Raw genomic sequence first — 17,653 nt, forward strand, 5'->3', positions numbered from 1 at the left:
CGCCTGGTGGGGGTGGGGATGTCGGCCCAGACAGTAGGGGCGGCAGAAGCGGAGCGGTACGCCGGATGTCCGACGCTGTCGGCATTCCGACAGCACGAGAGCGACCCGGCCTCCGTCGCCCGGTCCGCCGCGGGCGTCGAGCTCGGCTCCGTCTACCGCTCGGCGCTCAACGGCTTCTCCGCCGAGCTGACACCGGCGGTCGTGGCCGCACTGCGGAACAACCCGAACGTCGCGTACGTCGAGAGGTCCGCGACCGCCCACGCCCACGGGCAGGTGACGCCCGACGGCACCGCCCGGATCGGCGCCTCCGCCAACTCCGGTCTGAGGGTCGGCGACGGGCGCGACGAGCGCGTCGACGTCGACGTCGCGGTCATCGACTCGGGCATCGACCACACCCACCCGGACCTCCACGTGGTCCGCCGGGTGAACTGCGTCGGCGTCACCTCCTGTGTGGAGAACGCCGGCATGGACGACAACGGGCACGGCAGCAACGTCGCCGGCATCGTCGGCGGCCTCGACAACGGCATCGGCTACGTCGGCGTCGCCCCCGGCGCGCGCCTGTGGTCGGTCACGTCGCTGAACAGCAAGGGCAGCGGCAGCACCGAGGAGAAGGTGGTCTGGTTGCGGCCGGTACGGCCGGACGCGGGACGCCGTCGACGACCCGCGCCTGCTCGCCGTGCGCGGCGAGCTCACGCGCGAGAGCGTGCTGCTCCGGTGCGAGGAGCGACTCCCGGTCGTAGAGCGTGCGGTAGCGCACCCCCTGGGACATGCGCTCACGCTGGACCTCGGCCTGCCGTGCGACGCCCTCGGTGACGTACGGCGGTCTGTCGAAGGTGAGGATCTCCTCGCGTGCGGAGCGCTGCGTCTGGAGGAACCGCCGCACATTGGCCTCGGCTCCCTGGACGACCTAGGGCGTGTTGCGAAAGTCCCGCCTGCCCGACGGCGCCTGGCACGCACGCTCGCCGCGTTGTCGGGATCACCCCGATACATCCAGTATCGGGGCGACCCTCCGCCTTGCGATCGCACGCACCAGACGCCGTCGGGCCCGCCCTTCGGGCGGCCGGCGCTACTTTCGCAACACGCCCTAGACCGCCGGTTCCCGTCGCGTCCCCTCCTCCCAGAGCCGGGCCAGCTCCTTCGCCTCCGAGCGGGTCCGGTCCAACTCCTCCTGCCTGCGGGCGATGAGCACGTCCACCGCGGGTCCCGGCGGGGCCGGGCGGTAGCGGACGGGCCGGGTCGGGGTACGGGAGACCAGCCCGGCGTCCTCAAGAGCCCTCAGCCGTCGGCGCAGCGGGGCCGGAGCGGTGCTCAGTGCCTCCGCGAGGTCGGCCAGCGTCAGGTCGGGGCGGGACAGGAGCAGCCGGAACAGGCGCTCCTCCTCCTCGCCGACACCCAGTTCGTTGAGCGTGCCCACCACGAACCCCTCCTGTCGGTTTGCCGACAACAGCGGTACTCCGACAGCTCCTTCCCCGTCAAGAGCCCGGATCGCACGGGCTCAGATCATCACGTGCTTGGGGCGGGTGTAGTCGAGGAGGCCGGAGAGGGACAGGTCGCTGCCGTAACCGGAGTGCTTGGCCCCGCCGTGGGGCATCTCGGAGACCGTGGTGCCGTGGGTGTTCACCCACACGATTCCCGTGTGCAGGGACCTGGTCGCCCGCATCGCCCGGTCGTGGTCCGCGGTCCAGACGCTCGCGGCCAGTCCAAAGCGCACGTCGTCGGCCAGCCGCAGCGCCTCGGACTCGTCGCCGAACGGCTGCACGGTCACGACGGGTCCGAAGACCTCCTCCTGGACGATCTCGTCGTCCTGGCGCACCCCGGCGACGACGGTGGGGGAGTGGAAGAAGCCGGGCCGCGCGGGCCGTGTGCCGCCGGCGACGATCCGGGCGTGGCCGGGCAGCCGGTCGAGCAGGGCGCGGACCGAGGCGAGCTGGGCGGCGTTGTTGAGCGGGCCGAGGTCGGTGCCGGGGCGCAGCGCGCGGGCGGCGTCGGCGAGGGCGTCCAGGAACGCGTCGTGGATCCGGGCGTGGACCAGGAAGCGGGTGGGGGCGGTGCAGTCCTGGCCCGCGTTGTAGAAGGCGACCTGGGCCAGGGCGGCCGCGGTGGCGGGGACGTCGACGTCCCCGTGGACGATCACGGGCGCGTTGCCGCCCAGTTCGAGGTGGACGCGCTTCAGGTCGGCCGCCGCCGCGGCGGCGATCTCCCGGCCGGCACGGACGCTGCCGGTGAGCGCGATCAGGGCGACGGCGGGGTGGGCGGTGAGGGCGCGGCCGGTGTCACGGTCGCCGCACACGACGTTCAGCACGCCCGGGGGCAGGTGAGGGGCCGCGATCCGGGCGAGCAGCACCGACGAGGAGGGGGTGGTGTCGGCCGGTTTGAGGACCGTGGTGTTGCCGGCGGCGAGGGCCGGTGCGATCTTCCACGCGGCCATCATCAGGGGGTAGTTCCACGGCGTGATCTGGGCGCAGACGCCGACCGGTTCGCGGCGCAGCAGGGAGGTGCGCCCCTCGGTGTACTCGGCCGCGGCGGCGCCCGGGAGGGTACGGGCGGCCCCGGCGAAGTAGCGGAAGGCGTCGGCGATCGCGGGGAGCTCGTCCGTGCGGAACCGAGCCGTCGGCTTTCCGGTGTCGGCGGTCTCCGCGGCGGTCAGCTCGTCCGCGTGCGCCTCGACGGCCTCGGCGACGGCGAGCAGGGCCCGCTGCCGTTCGGCCGGGGTGGTCCTCGACCAGGGCCCGAAGGCGGCCGCCGCGGCCGCGCAAGCGGCGTCGGTGTCGGCGCGGGAGGAGCGTGGGGCCCGGCCGTGCACGCGCCCGGTGGCGGGGTCGACCAGCTCGGTGGTCGCGCCCGCGGCGGCGGCCCGGTCCTCGCCGCCGATGTGGTTCAGCAGACCGTCAGCCACGGCGCAGAGCCTCCTTCGCGGCGGCGCGGCCGGTGCGGACGGCGCCCTCCATGTAACCGGCCACCCACTGGTCGGATCCGCAGACGTAGAAGGGTGGTTCGTGGGTGCCGTGCCGCGGGCCGACGGCCATGACGTCGCCCGGAGCCCACTGCGTGACGTACCCCTGGGTCCAGGGGTCGGTGCCCCACAGGCGCAGGTACGCGGCGCGCGGGCGGTCCGCCCGGTCGCCGTACAGCCGGGCGATCTCGGCGAGGAGTTCGCGGGTGCGCAGGTGGGCGGGGGTGCCGAGCAGGACGCCGTAGCGCTCGGGCGGGATGAGGGCGGACAGGACGCCCTCGCCCTGCGGCCAGGTGCTGCCCAGCACTCCCTCGCACTCGGACAGACCGCTGAGTCCCCGGTCGCGCCAGAACGGGCGGTCGTAGGCGGCGACGAACTTCGCGGCGAGGGCGTGCCGCTGGTGGTGCAGCGACGCCAGCCGCTCCTCGCCGACGCCGGTGACGGCGAGCGAGCGCAGCGGGCCCGCGGGCAGGGCGCTGACGACGGCGCCCGCGGTGACGGTCTCGCCGCCCGCGAGGCGCACCGAGCACCCGCCGGAGCGGCGGACCGCGACCGCCTCGACGGGCGCGCCGGTACGGATCCTGCCGTCGAGCCCGGCCGCCATCCGCAGCGCCACGGTCGCCGAGCCCTCGGCCACCCGCAGGCCCTCCCAGGCCTCGTACTCGTAGTGCCCGAGGCCGAGGCCGGGGACGGCGGCGTGCTTGCGCAGGGCGGCGAGCAGCGAGGTGCGTTCGTACGAGCCGTCGGCGAGCGCGAGCTGGCCGATCTCCCAGAGCCGTACGACGGCCGGGCTCGCCCCCTCGTCCCGCAGCCAGCCCGCCACGGACAGCCGGTCGAGGGCGCCGGCCCGCGGGTGGGACCAGGGGTCGTCGGGATCGACGGTCGCGGCGAGTGCGGCGAAGGCGTCGGTCACCTTCCGATGGGAGGCTTCGTCGCCGGGGCCGAACCAGTGCGGCGGGTCGCCGGCGCCGACGCCCTCGGGTGTGGCACGGGCGAGCACGCCGGGTTCGGCGACGTAGCTGGGGACGAGCGAGAGGCCGAGTTCGGCGACGAGTGCCGTGTACGCGGTGTGCGCCGAGCCGACCACCTCCCCGCCGAGCTGGACGAGGCGGCCGTCGGGCAGCACGGTCTGCTCGACGCGGCCGCCGACCCGGTCGCGGGCCTCGACGACGAGGACGTCGACACCGGCCGCGGCCAGGTCACGGGCGGCGGCGAGTCCGGCGAGTCCGGCGCCGAGCACGATGACATCGTGGTTCATGGATGTTCCTCCGGTGGGGCCTTCGTCAGTCCAGGACCAGGCAGTGCTCGGGCCGCCAGCCGAGCTCGACCTCCTCGCCGCCGCTCCAGCGGTCCTCCCTGCGGGAGCGGGCGGTGTTCTGCTCCAGGACGTGCACGGTGACGCCGGGGGCCAGTTCGATGAGGTACGTGGTGGTGGGACCGGAGTAGACCGTCTCCCGGACGACCCCGGTGACCCGGGCCATACCGGGCTCGAAGTCGGACAGCCAGATCTTCTCCGGGCGCAGCGAGAGGCTGACCCGGCTGCCGTCGGTCGTGCCGGGGCGGTCGCCGACGGGCAGCGCCGGGCCCTGGTCGAGCAGCACCCGTCCGGCGCGGTAGGTGCCGGGGACCAGGTTGGACGTCCCGAGGAACGAGGCGGTGAAGCTGCTGGTGGGACGCTCGTACACGTCCTCTGGGGTTCCGCACTGCTCGATGCGGCCCGCGTTCATGACGGCGAGCCGGTCCGACATGGTCAGGGCCTCGTCCTGGTCGTGGGTGACGAACAGGAAGGTGATGCCGACCTCGCGCTGGATCTGCTTGAGCTCGACCTGCATCCGGCGCCGCAGCTTCAGGTCGAGGGCGGCCAGCGGCTCGTCGAGCAGCAGCACCTGCGGGCGGTTGACCAGCGCGCGGGCGAGCGCCACGCGCTGTCGCTGGCCGCCGGAGAGCGTGGACGGCCGGCGGCCGGCCAGGTCGCCGAGCTGGACGAGGTCGAGCATGTCGGCGACCCGGCGGCGGATCTCCGCACGGGCGACTCCCCGGCGCTTGAGGCCGAAGGCCACGTTGTCGGCGAGGGACAGGTGGTCGAAGAGGGCGTAGCTCTGGAAGACGGTGTTGACGTTGCGCCGGTGGGGCGGAAGCCCCGTCACGTCCTCACCGTCGAGCAGGACACTGCCCTCGGTGGGGTCGGCGAAGCCGCCGATCATGCGCAGCAGGGTGGTCTTGCCACAGCCGGACGGACCGAGCAGGGAGAAGAACTCGCCCGGGGCGATGTCGAGACTGAGGCCGTGCACGGCGTACGAGGCGGAGCCGCCGGAGCGCCCGGAGCCGCTCGGGTAGCGCTTGGCGACCCGGTCGAGCCGGACGGCGGGGTGCGGGGGCTGTGAAGTCATGGCGTCTACTTCCCGGAGAGCAGGTCGAGGCCGCCGCGTCGGCCGAACAGGCGCGGGACGGCGAGTGCGAGGGCGACGAGTCCGACGGAGCCGGCCAGCATCAGCGTGCCGACGGCGTTGACGGTGGGCTGGACGCCGAACCGGATCGCCGAGTAGATGCGGACCGACAGGGGCTGCGGATCGACGCCGGTCGTGAAGTAGGCGAGCACGAAGTCGTCGAAGACCAGCGCGAAGACGAGGACGGCGGAGGCGAGGATGCCGGGGAGCAGCGCGGGCAGCGTCACCAGCCGTACGGCCTGCCGGCGGGTGGCCCCGAGGTCCATGGCCGCCTCCTCGATCTCCGGGTTGAGGGCGGCGACGCGGGAGCGCAGGATCACCGTCACGTAGGAGATGGAGAAGGTGATCTCGGCGAGCATCACCGTCGTCGTGGACAGGGCGATGCCGAGGCCCTTGAACAGGAGCATCGCGGCGACGCCGGTGACGATCTCCGGAGTGACGAGCGGGACGAGCATGACCAGTCCGGCGAAGGAGCCGAGCCGGTTGCGGCCCCGGACCAGACCGAGCGCGAGTGCGACGCCCAGCAGCACCGAGCCGGCCATGGCGACGAGGGAGACCCGCAGGCTCATGCCGAGCGAGTCCAGCAGCACGTCGTCGCGGAGGAACGCCCCGTACCAGCGCAGGCTGACGTCGTCGAAGACGGTCAGGGACTTCTGCGAGTTGAAGGAGAACAGCACCACGACACCGATGGGGACGTAGAGCAGCGCGAAGAAGACGGCGGTGACGGCGATCGCGAACCGGGGACGGCGTTCGGCGCCCCGGCGGCGCCGGCGGGCGGCCCTCACCGGACCGCCTCCGCCTCGTCCTTGCGGGCGCGCCGCAGGTAGCCGAGCATGCCGAGGAGGAGTACGGCCATCAGCAGCATGGTGAGTGCGGAGCCGAGCGGCCAGTTCTGGCCCTGGAAGAACTTGTCCTGGATCAGGTTGCCGATCATGATCTGGTCGGGGCCTCCCATGAGCTGGGCGCTGACGAAGTCGCCCATGGCGGGCAGCAGGACGAGGACACAGCCGGCGGCGGCGCCCTGCCGGGTGGCCGGGACGGTGACGAACAGGAACGTCCGCAGCGGACCGGCGAACAGGTCGCGGCCGGCCTCGACGAGCGAGGTGTCCATGCGTTCCATGGCCGCGTACAACGGGATGATCATGAAGACGACGAAGCCGTAGACGAGACCGGCGACGACGCCCGGGCCGGTCTGCAGGATCCTGGTCCCCCCGTCGGCGAGTCCGATCGCACGCAGCGCCCTGAGCAGCGGTCCGTCGTCGGACAGGACGACGGACCAGCCGTACATCCGCACCAGGTAGTTGGCGAAGAACGGGACGACGATCGCCGCGATCAACAGGTTCTTGTACCGGCCGCCCCTGGTCGCGATGGTGTACGCGACCGGGTAGGCGACGACCAGACAGACGGCGCAGGTGGCCAGGGCGTAGCCCAGCGACCGCAGCAGGACCGTGCGGTACGCCGGGTCGGCCAGGGCCGTGAGGTTGTCGAGGACGAACCCGAAGCGCGGGTTGCCGAGCTCGTCGGTGGTGCCGAACGCGAGGGTGGCCACCAGGACGAGGGAGGCGACCAGGAAGACGGTCATCCAGAGGGTGCCGGGGAGTATCAGCCAGGTCCACAGCCGTTCCTGGACCGGCTTCCCGGCGGCGTGTGGGGTGCGGGCGGGATCGGCCATGTCAGCCCGCCTTCACGTCGGTCCACGCGGCGTCGCGGGCCTTCTCGCCCGTCGGGGTGCTGTTGCGGAAGTACATGTCGTCCTTGAGGTCGGCCGCGGTCACCAGGCACTGGGGGAAGGGCTCCACGAGCGCGGCGTACGTGTCCTCGGAGCCGCGCACCGGCATCGGGTAGCCGATGTACTCGATGTTCCGCTTCACGTTCTCGGGCCGGAGCATGTAGTCGATGAAGAGCATGGCGGTGCCGGGGTGCGGGGCGTCGGCGGGGATGGCGTAGCAGTCGGAGTTGACCGGAGCCCCCTCGCGGGCGGTCTCGAAGCCGAACACGGACGGGTCCTTCGCCTGGGCGAGCATCGCGGCCATGTCCCCGCTCCAGGCCTGGGTCATGTCGGCGTTGCCGTTGAGCAGGTTGTTGTAGCTGTCACTGGAGAAGCCGCGCAGCCGGGGGCGCAGGGCGCGCAGCGTGTCGGTCACGCGGTCGAGGTCGCCAGGCCGGTCGGTGGTGAGCGGCAGGCCGTGTTTGAGCGCGCCGACGGCCAGCACCTCGTCGCGGTCGTCGAGGACGAACACCTTGCCCTTCGCGCGGTCGTTCCACAGGTCGTCCCAGGAGCCGCCGAGGTCGCCGAGCCGGTCCCGGCGCCAGCCGATGCCGGTCTTGTACATGGTGAAGGGGACGGTGTGGGCGGAGCGGGCGTCGTACCAGGGGTCGGCGAAGTAGTCGTACGCGCCGAACACCGCCTCGGCGTTCCTCAGGAGCCCGTGGTCGATGCGGCGCAGCCGGCCCCCTCGGGAGAGGCGCTCGGCCCACTTCGCGGTGGGGAAGACGATGTCGTAGCGGTTGCCGGCGTTGAGTTTGGCGGCCATGCCCTCCATGGAGTCGTAGTTCGACTGGACGACCTTGACGCCGTACTCCGCGGAGAAGCCGGCGAAGACGGCCGGGTCGACGAAGTCGGCCCAGTTGAAGTAGACGAGGTCGCCGTCGACCTTGACGTCGATGGGGGACTCGGCGGCCGTCCGGCCGGCGGAGTCGGAGGCGGAGGAGAATCCGCAGCCGGCCGCCGTCAGACCGAGGGCGGCGCCGGCGCCGGCGCGGAGCAGCGAGCGGCGGGACAGGGAAGGTGCCTCGGGGGACATGGTGTCCTCTCCGTAGGGCCGCTGGGGGACGGCGGGCGAACGGTCGGTGCGCGGACGCGGGGGCGTTCGGCCGGGCGCGTACGGGCGGGTTCGGGGTACGCGGGCGTTCAGGGGTACGTGGTCTTCGGGGGTACGGGGCTGGGTACGGCGATGCGGCGGTGCCGCTCACCGGCCCGGCGGGCCGGAGTCGGCGTCGGGGGCGGAGCCCGGTCCGGGACCCGTGGGATCGGCGGAGCCGGCCAGGTCGGCGCGGATGCGGTCGGCGAACCAGCCGACCGCGAGCTCGCGCCGCGACAGCGGTCCGGGTTCGAACCCCGGGGTGGACAGCCCGTGTTGGACGCGGGCTACCAGCTCGGCGTCCTCGTCGTTGGTGATCCACCCGATGTGCATGTTCAGGCGCCGGGCGAGGCGGGTGCGCAGTCCGCTGCCGCGGCGGGTGTAGAAGGCGCCGGGGACGGCCACCCGGTCGACCGCGGTCGGCACGGCGGTCCACGCGAGCACGTGGTCGGGATAGAAGTCGATGAGGGTGTTGGGGTAGATCACGGCGTACCGCCAGACCCTGCGGTCGGCCTCGGTGAGGCCGGGCATGGGCGCGGCGACGCGCTGGTACAGCCGCTCGGTCCAGTTGGAGGACGGCTTGTCGCGCAGCGGCGAGGTGAACAGGACGTAGGAGTCGTGGATCTCGCAGCCGTAGCCCTGGTAGTCGAGCAGCCGCATCAGGCCGGGGTGGGCGACGGGTACGTGGTACCCCTCCAGGTAGTTGTCGACGGTGACCTTCCAGTTGGCCTCCTGGACCTCGGCGCGGGCCAGGTCGTGGATCCGGTCCCGGCCGACCGGCACCAGGTCCGCCCCCGCGTAGCGGCCGACGGCCTCGGCGAGTCCCGCGCAGCTCTCGGCGAGCGGAACGGCGCCCGGGTCGAGGTTGACGAAGACGAAGCCGAGGAAGGACTCGACCCGGGCCGGGAACAGGCCGAGGCGGGGCCGGTCGAGGCAGGGGATCTGCCGGGCCTCGGGGGCGCCGACCAGGCTGCCGTCGAGACGGTAGGTCCAGCCGTGGTACGGGCAGCGGATGGCCTTGCCGGCCGGTTCGGGGGCCGTGACCAGGCGCGTTCCGCGATGGCGGCAGACGTTGAGGTGGGCGGCGAGGCCGCCGTCCTCGGTGCGGACGACCAGGACCTCCCGGTCGGCGACCGTGGCGGCGAGCCGGGCTCCGGGGCCGGGCAGGTCGGACTCGTGGCACACGAGCTGCCAGGACCTGGCGAAGACCTGGCGGGTCTCGGCCGCCGCGACGGCGGGGTCGGTGTAGTGGCGGGCCGGCAGCGCGGGAGCGGGGAGGTCCCGGGCGGCCGTGTCGGGTGCGGCAGGAGCGTCGGGCGCGGTGAGTGTGCCGGGTGCGGGGGCTCTGGGGTGCATCGGTGACTCCTTGTGCCGCGGGGCGGCGATCGGTGTCGGGCGTCGATGTCGTGCGAACCGGTTGCGGGCAGCGGGTCGGGGCGGGCGCCGGGACCGGGCTGACCGATGGGACAGCCAGCGTGGTGGCTGAATTCCGCCGGGTCAAGACTTGTACGCTGACCGATCGGTCAGCTACCTTGGTTATTGCCTGACCGATCGGTCAGTAAACGTGTTTCTGTCGCTGCCCCACCGCCACACCGCTTCTGACCTGCGCATTCGCTCGTCACCCCGGTGATTGCGCACCACGGCCCGTGTGCCATGAGCAGCCCGGTGTGCCCTGGCACCCGCCCCGGCACGCACTCCTCCCTCGGTTTCCTCCTCGATTCCCCGCCTCGATTCCCTCCCTCGGCCGAGACCGAGACCGAGACCGAGACCGAGACCGGGACCGAGGGCGAGGGCGAGCCTCGGGCTCGCACCCGCACCCCCTTCCCTTCCGGAGGCACGCATGAGTGGTCGTCGGCATCTGGACTGGCTCGGGCTGACCCCCGAGCCGGAGCGGGAGCTGCCCGCAGCCGTCGCCGCGCTGCGTGCCTCGCTCGGCACGGCGCACCGCCCGCCGCCGACCCGGGCCGAACTCGCGGACGCCGAGCGGCGCCGGGTGGAACGTCTGGTCCTGAGGGGCAGCCGGCACACCTGGTTGCGCTACCTCTCCGAAGCCACGGCACTGGTGACCGCCGTCGCCGTCCGGCTCGACGAGCAGGGCGGCGAGGGCGTGGACACGGACGCGGTCGCGGTCGCGAGAGCCGACTCGGATGCGGATGCGGATGCGGGCGCTGACGTGGACACCTCGACCGCCGCCGCGCTGCTCGCCGCCGAGGTGATCCTCGACCACCACCGCATGCTGATCGGCCTGCCAGGAGCGGGATACCGCCGCACCGCGGGGGACCGCGCCGCGCTCGAAGGCGCGCTGCGACTGCTGAGCACCCGGTCCCGTACCGCCGGACCCGCCCCCACCGCCCGTACAGGAGACGGCAGATGACCCGCACCCGCCAGTCGACCACGAGCCTTCCCTCGAACCCCGGCTTCCCCTCGACCCCCGGCCACCCCTCGACCGTGATCCATGGCCCGACCGCCCCCACGGCCGGTTCCGTGCTGGGCACGACGCCGTACGCGACGGAGTGCGCCGCGGCGTACGAGGCCACCGGTGGCTACGCGGCCGGCCTCACCCCGGACGAGCTGCTGCACCACCTCGACGCCTGCGGCCTGCGCGGTCGCGGCGGCGCCGGATTCCCGGCCGCCGTCAAGCTCCGCACCGTCCGCGAGCACGGGCGACGCCACCGGGGGAACGGGACGCGCGGCGAGCACGTCGCCGCAGGTCCCGGTGCCCCGGTCGTGGTGGCCAACGGGGAAGAGGGCGAGCCCGGTTCGGTCAAGGACCGCTGGCTGCTCCGGGCCCGCCCGCACCTGGTCATCGACGGCCTGGTCCACGCGGCAGCGGTCACCGGCGCCGACCGCGGCTATGTCTACCTCTCCGACCCGGAGGCGGCCCACCGTGTCCGCCGGGCCCTCGCCGAACGCGAACCTCCCCTGCCCGTCGAGGTCGTCGAGACCGCCGCCGCCTATGTCGCCGGCGAGGAGACCGCGGTCGTCCGCCGGATCGACGGCGGGCCTGCCCTGCCGACGTCCAAACCGCCCCGCCCGTACGAGCGGGGAGTCCGGGGCGCGCCGACCCTGGTCGCCAACGTCGAGACCCTCGCCCGGATCGCGCTCGTCGCCACCCGGCCCGATCTGCGCGAACCGATCGCGCGCTCCACCCTGGTCACCCTCTCGGGCGGCGGCGTCGCACCCGTACTCACCGAGGTGCCGTACGGGGTCGCCCTGCGCACCCTCGCCGCCGCCCACGGCACCCCGGCCCCGGCCGGCGCCCTGATGGGCGGTCTCTTCGGCGGGCTCGTCGACGCCCGCACCCTGGACCTCCCCCTCGAACCCGGCGCACTCGCCGACGCGGGCACGGCGCTCGGCTGCGGAGCGATCCGCTTCCTCGCCGCCGACGCCTGCCCGGTGGGTGCCGCCGCCGACGCGGCCGGTCACCTCGCCGCCGAGAGCGCCCGGCAGTGTGGCGTCTGCGTGTCGGGCTCGGCCGCGATCAGCGACGCCCTGGACCGCCTCGCCTCAGGATCCGCAGAACCCGATACCGCCGAGAGGCTGCACCGATGGGCGCGAGGCCTGCCCGGGCGGGGTGCCTGCGGGCTGCTGGACGCCGCCGCCGGCCTGGCCGGAAGCCTGCTGCGGGTCTTCCCGGAACAGGTCAGGGCCCATCTCGACGGCCCGCCCTGCCGGTTGTGCCGGGCCGACGCCTCCGGGCGGGGCGCGCACCGCCTGACCCGCCTGAGCGTGCCGGTGCCGACCGTGAAGGTGTCCGCCCCGTCCGCATCCGCCCTCTCCCCGTCCGCCCCCTCCCCGTCCGCCCCGACCGGAACCCCCTCGACCACGTCCGCCGAGCCCATGGCCCCCGTACTGGAAGGAACGTCATGAAACTGCTGCTGGACGCCACGCTGTGCAACGGCTACGGCCTCTGCCAGGAGAACACCCCCGAACTCGTCGAGCTCGACGAGTGGGGCTACGCGAAGGTCGTCGTCGTCGACGTGCCGACCGCCGCCGAGGACCGGGCCCGCGCCTGCGTGGAGAGCTGCCCCAACTCCGCACTCCGCGTGGAGGGATGAGATGGCACGTGATCTCACCTCGCTCTTCGACCCCGGATCCGTCGCCGTGGTCGGCGCCAGTGACGACCCGGCGAAGTACGGCCACGCGGTGGCCGCCCAGGCCCTCCGCGCGCCCGGCCGGCGCCCCGTCCACCTGGTGAACCGGCGCGGCGGCACCGTGCTCGGCCGGCCGGCGGCCCGCTCCCTCGGTGAGATCGGCGGGCCGGTCGACCTGGTGGTGATCTCCGTACCCGGCACCGGTTTCGAGGCCGCCGTCGACGACGCCCTCGCCTGCGGGGCCAAGGCGATCGTCGCCATCACCGCCGGCTTCGCCGAGGCCGGCCCGGCCGGTCTCGCCCGCCAGCGGGCCGTCGCCGAGCGGGTCCGGGCGGCGGGCGCCGTGCTCGTCGGCCCCAACTGCCTGGGCATCGCGGACAACACCACCGAGCTGTACCTGGCCTCGGACCGCTTCGCGCCCGGTCGGGTCGCCCTGCTCAGCCAGAGCGGCAACCTGGCCCTCGAACTCCAGCTGCGCGGCGCCCCGCACGGCCTCGGCTTCTCCCGTTTCGTGTCGCTGGGCAACCAGGCCGACGTCACCCTCGTCGACCTCGTCGAGGACTGCGCCCGCCACGAACCCACCTCCGTGATCGCCGTGTACGCCGAGGACTTCGGCGACGGCCGGGCCTTCGCCCGTGCCGCCGCCGAGGCAGGCAAGCCCGTGGTCCTCCTCACCGCCGGCCGCGGCACGGCCTCGGCCCGCAGCGCCCAGTCGCACACGGGGGCACTGACCACCTCCGCCGACGTGGTGGCCGCGGCCTGCCGTGACGCGGGTGTCGAACTCGTCCGCACCCCGAGGGAGATGACCGTGGTCCTCGCCGCCCTGGCCGGCGGACGGCGCACGACCGGCCGCCGGACCGCGGTCCTCACGGACGGCGGCGGCCACGGTGCGGTCGCCTCCGACGCCGCCGAGGACGCCGGGCTCGACGTCCCCGAGCTCGGCGCACCGGCCCAGGACCGGCTGCGGAGCGTGCTGTGGGAGCAGTCCGCGGTCGGAAACCCGGTCGACCTCGCCGGCATGGGGGAGCAGCGCCCCCTCTCGTACGCCGACACCGTCCGCGAGCTGCTGGCCGCCGACGAGGTCGACGCCGTCCTGATGACGGGCTACTTCGGCGGGTACGCCGCTTCCGAGGGCGGCCTGGGCGGCGGGCCGGCCGGCGGCTCCGTCCTCGCCGAGGGCGAGCAGCGGGCGGCGAAGGAGATCGCCGGACACCTCGCCACCACACCGAAGCCCCTGGTCGTGCAGTCCATGTACCCGGATTCGCCCAGCTGCCGGGCGCTCGCGGAGGCCGGCGTCCCGGTGTTCGACGCCACCGAGGACGCGGCCCGCGCGCTCGCCGCGCTCACCGGCCGATCGGCGGGCGCACCGGCCGCGGTTGCCGCCCGGCCGCCCGCCACGACCCCACTGGGGGACCCCTCGTACCACGGTGTGCGGGCGCTGCTGGCGGCGGCCGGAGTGCCCTTCCCGCCGGCCCGGGAGATCTCCGACGAGACCGAACTGCTCGCCGCTGCAGCGGCGTTCGAGGGGCCGTACGTCCTGAAGGCCCTCCACGTCCTGCACAAGTCCGACGCCGGCGGGGTGGCGCTGCGGCTCGCCGACCGGGACGCGCTGCTGGCCGCGTACCGGCAGATGCACGCCCGCCTCGGTGCCCCCGCCTACTCGGTCGAGGCCATGGCGGACCTCTCGGACGGTCTCGAACTGATCGTCGGCGTCCAACGCGACCCCCGGTTCGGCCCGGTGGCGATGGTCGGCCTCGGCGGGGTGCTCACCGAGACCCTGCGGGACGTGGCCTTCGCCCTCGCGCCCGTGGCCGCCGGCTCCGCCGAGAAGCTGCTGCGCGGGCTGCGGACGGCCGCCCTGCTCGACGGCGTGCGCGGCCGTCCGGCCGTGGACGTGACGGCGGCCGCCGCCGTAATCGCCCGCATCACCGAACTCGCGGCGTCCCACCCGGAGATCGCGGAGCTGGAGGTCAACCCGCTGCTGGTGCGCCCGGACGGATGCGTCGCGCTGGACGCGCGAGCCGTACTCGGCTGACCCCGCCCCTCCCACACGAACCCTGCCCGTACGCCCTTCCCGCCCCCGAGGAGACCCGCACCGTGGACTTCCGCTACACCCCCGAGCAGACCGAGCTCAAGGCGCGCGCCGCGGCCTACACCAGGCTCCTGATGCGGTACGAGGAGCAGTCCGAGGAAGCGGGCGGCCCCCTGCCCGCCGAGACCGTACGGGAGCTGACCCGGGCCGCGATCGACGCCGGCGTCTACGCCGTCAACATGCCCGCCGAGTGGGGCGGCGCCGGACTCTCCCTGCTGGACCAGGTGATCGTCGAGGAGGAGTTCGGCAAGGTCACCAACTGCCTCTGGGACATCCCCTGGAGGCCCGCCAACGTCCTCGCGTACGGCACCGAGGCCCAACGCGAGAAGTACCTGCTGCCGGTGATCCGCGGCGAGCGCTTCGACGCCTTCGCCGTCACCGAGCCCGGGGCCGGATCCGACCCCGGCTCGGGCACGAGCACCGCGACCCGCACGGCGGGCGGCTGGCTGCTGACCGGTGAGAAGTGGTTCGTCACCTGCGGCGACATCGCCGACTTCCTGCTGGTGCAGGCCGATGCCGGGCCGGACCGCGCGGCGACGCTGTTCTTCGTCGACAAGCAGGCGCCGGGCGTCGAGATGACACGGGTCCCCCGATTCATGCACTCCGCGGTGAACGGGCACCCAGAGTTCCGCTTCTCCGACGTCTTCGTACCCGACGAGGACGTGCTCGGCGGCGTCGGCAACGGCTACGAACTGACGAAGGAGTGGTTCACCGACGAGCGGCTCATGATCGCGGCCCGGACCGTCGGCGCCGCCGAGCGGGCCCTGGAACTGGCCCGTGACTGGGCGGTCGGACGCCGCCAGTTCGGTTCCCGTATCGCCGACTTCCAGCTGATCCAGGGCATGCTCGCGGACTGCGCCGTCGACATCGCCGTCAACCGTGCCTACACCCACCAGATCGCCTGGGAGGCCGACCGGCCCGAGACCGACCGCAAGACCCTGCACGCCAAGGCCTCCACGGCGAAGCTCGCGGCGAGCGAGGCCGCCGGCCGGGTGGTCGACCGGTGCCTGCAGATCTTCGGCGGACGCGGCTACGACCGCTCGTACCCCGTCGAGCGCCTCTACCGCGAGCTGCGCGTCGACCGGATCTGGGAGGGCACCTCCGAGATCCAGCGGCTGATCATCGCCAACGAGCTGATCAAGCGCGGCACCGGGGCGCTGGCCCTGCCGCGCTGAGCCCCCCGCCGTGCCCGGAGAACACGCCACCGCCCTGCCCGCCACCCATCCCCGCATCCGCACCCGCACCCGCATCCGCATCCGCACCCGCATCCGAGAGGACCAGGACCCCATGGACTTCCGCCTCACCGCACGCCAGCAGGAGCTCAAGGAATCGGCGCGTCACCTCACCGACTTCATCATGAAGTACGAGCTCGACTGCGAGGAGAACAACGGTCTGCCGCCGCAGGCGCACGCCGCGATCCGCGACGCCGTCCTGGACAGCGGACTCCAGGCCGTCAACATGCCGGCCGAGTGGGGCGGCGCCGGACTCACCGTCCCCGAGCAGGTCGTCGTCCAGGAGGAACTGGGCCGGCTCACCGGCGCGCTGTGGGACATGGTGTGGCGGCCGGCCAACGCCCTCGCGCACTGCACCCCCGAACAGCGCGAGCGGTACCTCGTGCCCGTGATCCACGGCCGCCGGCGCGACTGCTACGCGGTCAGCGAGCCCGAGGCCGGCTCCGACCCGCAGAACCTGCGCACCACCGCCACCCGGAGCGCCGGCGGCTGGGTGCTCAACGGCGAGAAGTGGTTCGTCACCGTGGGCGACCACGCCGACTTCATGATCGTGCTCGCCGCCGCGGGGGAGGACCGGGCGCCGACGCTGTTCCTCGTGGACAAGGACACCCCGGGCATCGAGATGACCCGGGTACCCCGCTGGATGCACACCTTCGTGTACGAGCACCCCGAGTTCACCTTCACCGACGTCCACCTGCCCGAGGACGCGGTGCTCGGCGGGGTCGGCAACGGCTACGACCTCACCCGCTCCTGGTTCTCCGAGGAGCGGCTGATGATCGCCGCCCGCACGATCGGGGCGGCCGAACGGGCCCTGGAACTGGCCCGTGACTGGGCGGTCGGACGCCGCCAGTTCGGTTCCCGTATCGCCGACTTCCAGCTGATCCAGGGAATGCTCGCCGACTCGGCCGTGGACATCGCCGTGAACCGCGCGTACACCCACCAGGTCGCCTGGGAGGTCGGCGAGGGCCGGACCGACCGCAAGACCCTGCATGCGAAGGCCGCGATCGCCAAGCTCGCGGCGAGCGAGGCGTCCGGCCGGGTGGTCGACCGGTGCCTGCAGATCTTCGGCGGACGCGGCTACGACCGCTCGTACCCCGTCGAGCGCCTCTACCGCGAGCTGCGCGTCGACCGGATCTGGGAGGGCACCTCCGAGATCCAGCGGCTCATCGTCGCGGGCGAACTCGTCAAGCGCGGGACGGGTGTCCTGCAGCTGCCGGTGACCTCGTGAGCGACCTCGCCCGGGTGGGGCTCGTGGGCTGCGGGCTCACGGGCTCCGCAGGGATGATGGTCCGGGACGGAGAACCGAAACGGGGAGTTGCCACGTGACCAAGGCCGAGCGCGCATTCGAGACGCGGGAGCGAATCCTCAGGGCCGCGTGCGAGGTGATCGCGGACATCGGGTTCGAGAACGTCAGCATGCGCAAGGTCGCCGAGCACGCGGGGGTGTCGAAGGCGCTGCTCCACTACCACTTCGACACCCGCGAGAAGCTCTTCGCCGAGGCGATGACGCACTCCTTCGCCCAGACCGGTACGGACCTCGACGGCGGCGACGCCGACCTGCCGTCCGGCGTCCTGCTCGCGCGCATCGTGCGCACCATGCTGCCCACGGACGAGGAGCTGCGCCAGGACTGGAAACTGTGGCAGGAGCTGTGGGTGCGCGCACAGCGCGACGACGCGGCCCGGCACCTCGCCGTCGACCTGTACGACCAGCTCCACGCCTGGGTCGGCGGCGCGGTGGAACGCGGTGTCGCGACGGGCGAGTTCGCCCCGTGCGACGTCGCCGCGATCAGCACGCTGATCCTGGCGCTCTGTGACGGCCTGGGCATTCGCGTCATGCTCGCCGACGCGCGTGTCGACCTCCCCACGGCACAGGCGACGATCTGGTCGGCGATCGCTCCGTCACTGGGCATCTCTCCCGTATTCCCCGAGGTCCGGACGGCCGCGGAACTCCAGGCGTAGACGTGGCGCGGCATGC

General features: G+C 73.4%; 16 protein-coding genes. 8 read left to right on the forward strand and 8 right to left on the reverse strand.

The features are described 5' to 3' along the window. Positions 1 to 18 precede the first annotated feature (18 nt). Positions 19 to 813: a S8 family serine peptidase gene (locus ACF08F_RS19060; protein ID WP_392299680.1), complete on the forward strand. Its 795-nt coding sequence runs from the start codon at positions 19 to 21 to the stop codon at positions 811 to 813. 271 nt (positions 814 to 1,084) lie between these two features. On the opposite strand, the gene ACF08F_RS19065 is transcribed toward ACF08F_RS19060, so the two are convergent. The 8 genes from ACF08F_RS19065 to ACF08F_RS19100 all read right to left on the reverse strand — a co-directional run bounded on the left by ACF08F_RS19065 (position 1,085) and on the right by ACF08F_RS19100 (position 9,617). Further along, positions 1,085 to 1,417: a helix-turn-helix domain-containing protein gene (locus ACF08F_RS19065; RefSeq protein WP_392299681.1), complete on the reverse strand. Its 333-nt coding sequence runs from the start codon at positions 1,415 to 1,417 to the stop codon at positions 1,085 to 1,087. A gap of 78 nt (positions 1,418 to 1,495) precedes the next feature. After that, entirely contained in the window at positions 1,496 to 2,896 is a 1,401-nt protein-coding gene (locus ACF08F_RS19070) for an aminobutyraldehyde dehydrogenase (protein ID WP_392299682.1), read from the reverse strand. Beyond that, positions 2,889 to 4,211, reverse strand: a complete 1,323-nt coding sequence (locus tag ACF08F_RS19075) for a flavin monoamine oxidase family protein (RefSeq protein WP_392299683.1) — start codon at positions 4,209 to 4,211, stop codon at positions 2,889 to 2,891. Before ACF08F_RS19075 ends, ACF08F_RS19070 begins: the two co-directional genes overlap by 8 nt. A gap of 25 nt (positions 4,212 to 4,236) precedes the next feature. Next, entirely contained in the window at positions 4,237 to 5,343 is a 1,107-nt protein-coding gene (locus ACF08F_RS19080) for an ABC transporter ATP-binding protein (RefSeq protein WP_392299684.1), read from the reverse strand. A gap of 5 nt (positions 5,344 to 5,348) precedes the next feature. After that, on the reverse strand, positions 5,349 to 6,185 hold the full coding sequence (locus tag ACF08F_RS19085; protein WP_392299685.1) for an ABC transporter permease: 837 nt from the start codon (positions 6,183 to 6,185) through the stop codon (positions 5,349 to 5,351). Beyond that, positions 6,182 to 7,072, reverse strand: a complete 891-nt coding sequence (locus ACF08F_RS19090) for an ABC transporter permease (RefSeq protein ID WP_392299686.1) — start codon at positions 7,070 to 7,072, stop codon at positions 6,182 to 6,184. The genes ACF08F_RS19085 and ACF08F_RS19090 overlap by 4 nt, the downstream gene beginning before the upstream one ends. A gap of 1 nt (position 7,073) precedes the next feature. After that, entirely contained in the window at positions 7,074 to 8,204 is a 1,131-nt protein-coding gene (locus ACF08F_RS19095; RefSeq protein WP_392299687.1) for a spermidine/putrescine ABC transporter substrate-binding protein, read from the reverse strand. Between the two features lie 165 nt (positions 8,205 to 8,369). Beyond that, positions 8,370 to 9,617 (reverse strand): aromatic ring-hydroxylating dioxygenase subunit alpha, encoded by a 1,248-nt coding sequence (locus tag ACF08F_RS19100; RefSeq protein ID WP_392299688.1) that lies wholly within the window; start codon positions 9,615 to 9,617, stop codon positions 8,370 to 8,372. A gap of 484 nt (positions 9,618 to 10,101) precedes the next feature. On the opposite strand from ACF08F_RS19100, the gene ACF08F_RS19105 reads away from it, so the two are divergent. The 7 genes from ACF08F_RS19105 (at position 10,102) to ACF08F_RS19135 (ending at position 17,637) form a co-directional block, all read left to right on the forward strand. Next, entirely contained in the window at positions 10,102 to 10,635 is a 534-nt protein-coding gene (locus tag ACF08F_RS19105; RefSeq protein ID WP_392299689.1) for a hypothetical protein, read from the forward strand. Beyond that, on the forward strand, positions 10,632 to 12,131 hold the full coding sequence (locus tag ACF08F_RS19110) for an NADH-ubiquinone oxidoreductase-F iron-sulfur binding region domain-containing protein (protein WP_392299690.1): 1,500 nt from the start codon (positions 10,632 to 10,634) through the stop codon (positions 12,129 to 12,131). Before ACF08F_RS19105 ends, ACF08F_RS19110 begins: the two co-directional genes overlap by 4 nt. After that, entirely contained in the window at positions 12,128 to 12,319 is a 192-nt protein-coding gene (locus tag ACF08F_RS19115; protein WP_362562478.1) for a ferredoxin, read from the forward strand. The genes ACF08F_RS19110 and ACF08F_RS19115 overlap by 4 nt, the downstream gene beginning before the upstream one ends. A 1-nt stretch (position 12,320) precedes the next feature. Further along, positions 12,321 to 14,390, forward strand: coding sequence for an acetate--CoA ligase family protein (locus ACF08F_RS19120; RefSeq protein WP_392299691.1), 2,070 nt, complete (start codon positions 12,321 to 12,323; stop codon positions 14,388 to 14,390). Positions 14,391 to 14,452: 62 nt separating this feature from the next. Further along, on the forward strand, positions 14,453 to 15,622 hold the full coding sequence (locus ACF08F_RS19125; protein ID WP_392299692.1) for an acyl-CoA dehydrogenase family protein: 1,170 nt from the start codon (positions 14,453 to 14,455) through the stop codon (positions 15,620 to 15,622). Positions 15,623 to 15,632: 10 nt separating this feature from the next. Beyond that, positions 15,633 to 16,907, forward strand: a complete 1,275-nt coding sequence (locus tag ACF08F_RS19130; protein WP_392299693.1) for an acyl-CoA dehydrogenase family protein — start codon at positions 15,633 to 15,635, stop codon at positions 16,905 to 16,907. A 94-nt stretch (positions 16,908 to 17,001) separates the two neighbouring features. Next, positions 17,002 to 17,637: a TetR/AcrR family transcriptional regulator gene (locus ACF08F_RS19135; RefSeq protein WP_392299694.1), complete on the forward strand. Its 636-nt coding sequence runs from the start codon at positions 17,002 to 17,004 to the stop codon at positions 17,635 to 17,637. Positions 17,638 to 17,653 lie beyond the last annotated feature (16 nt).

The sequence above is a fragment of the Streptomyces sp. NPDC015130 genome (assembly GCF_043080005.1).
Classification (GTDB): Bacteria; Actinomycetota; Actinomycetes; order Streptomycetales; family Streptomycetaceae; genus Streptomyces.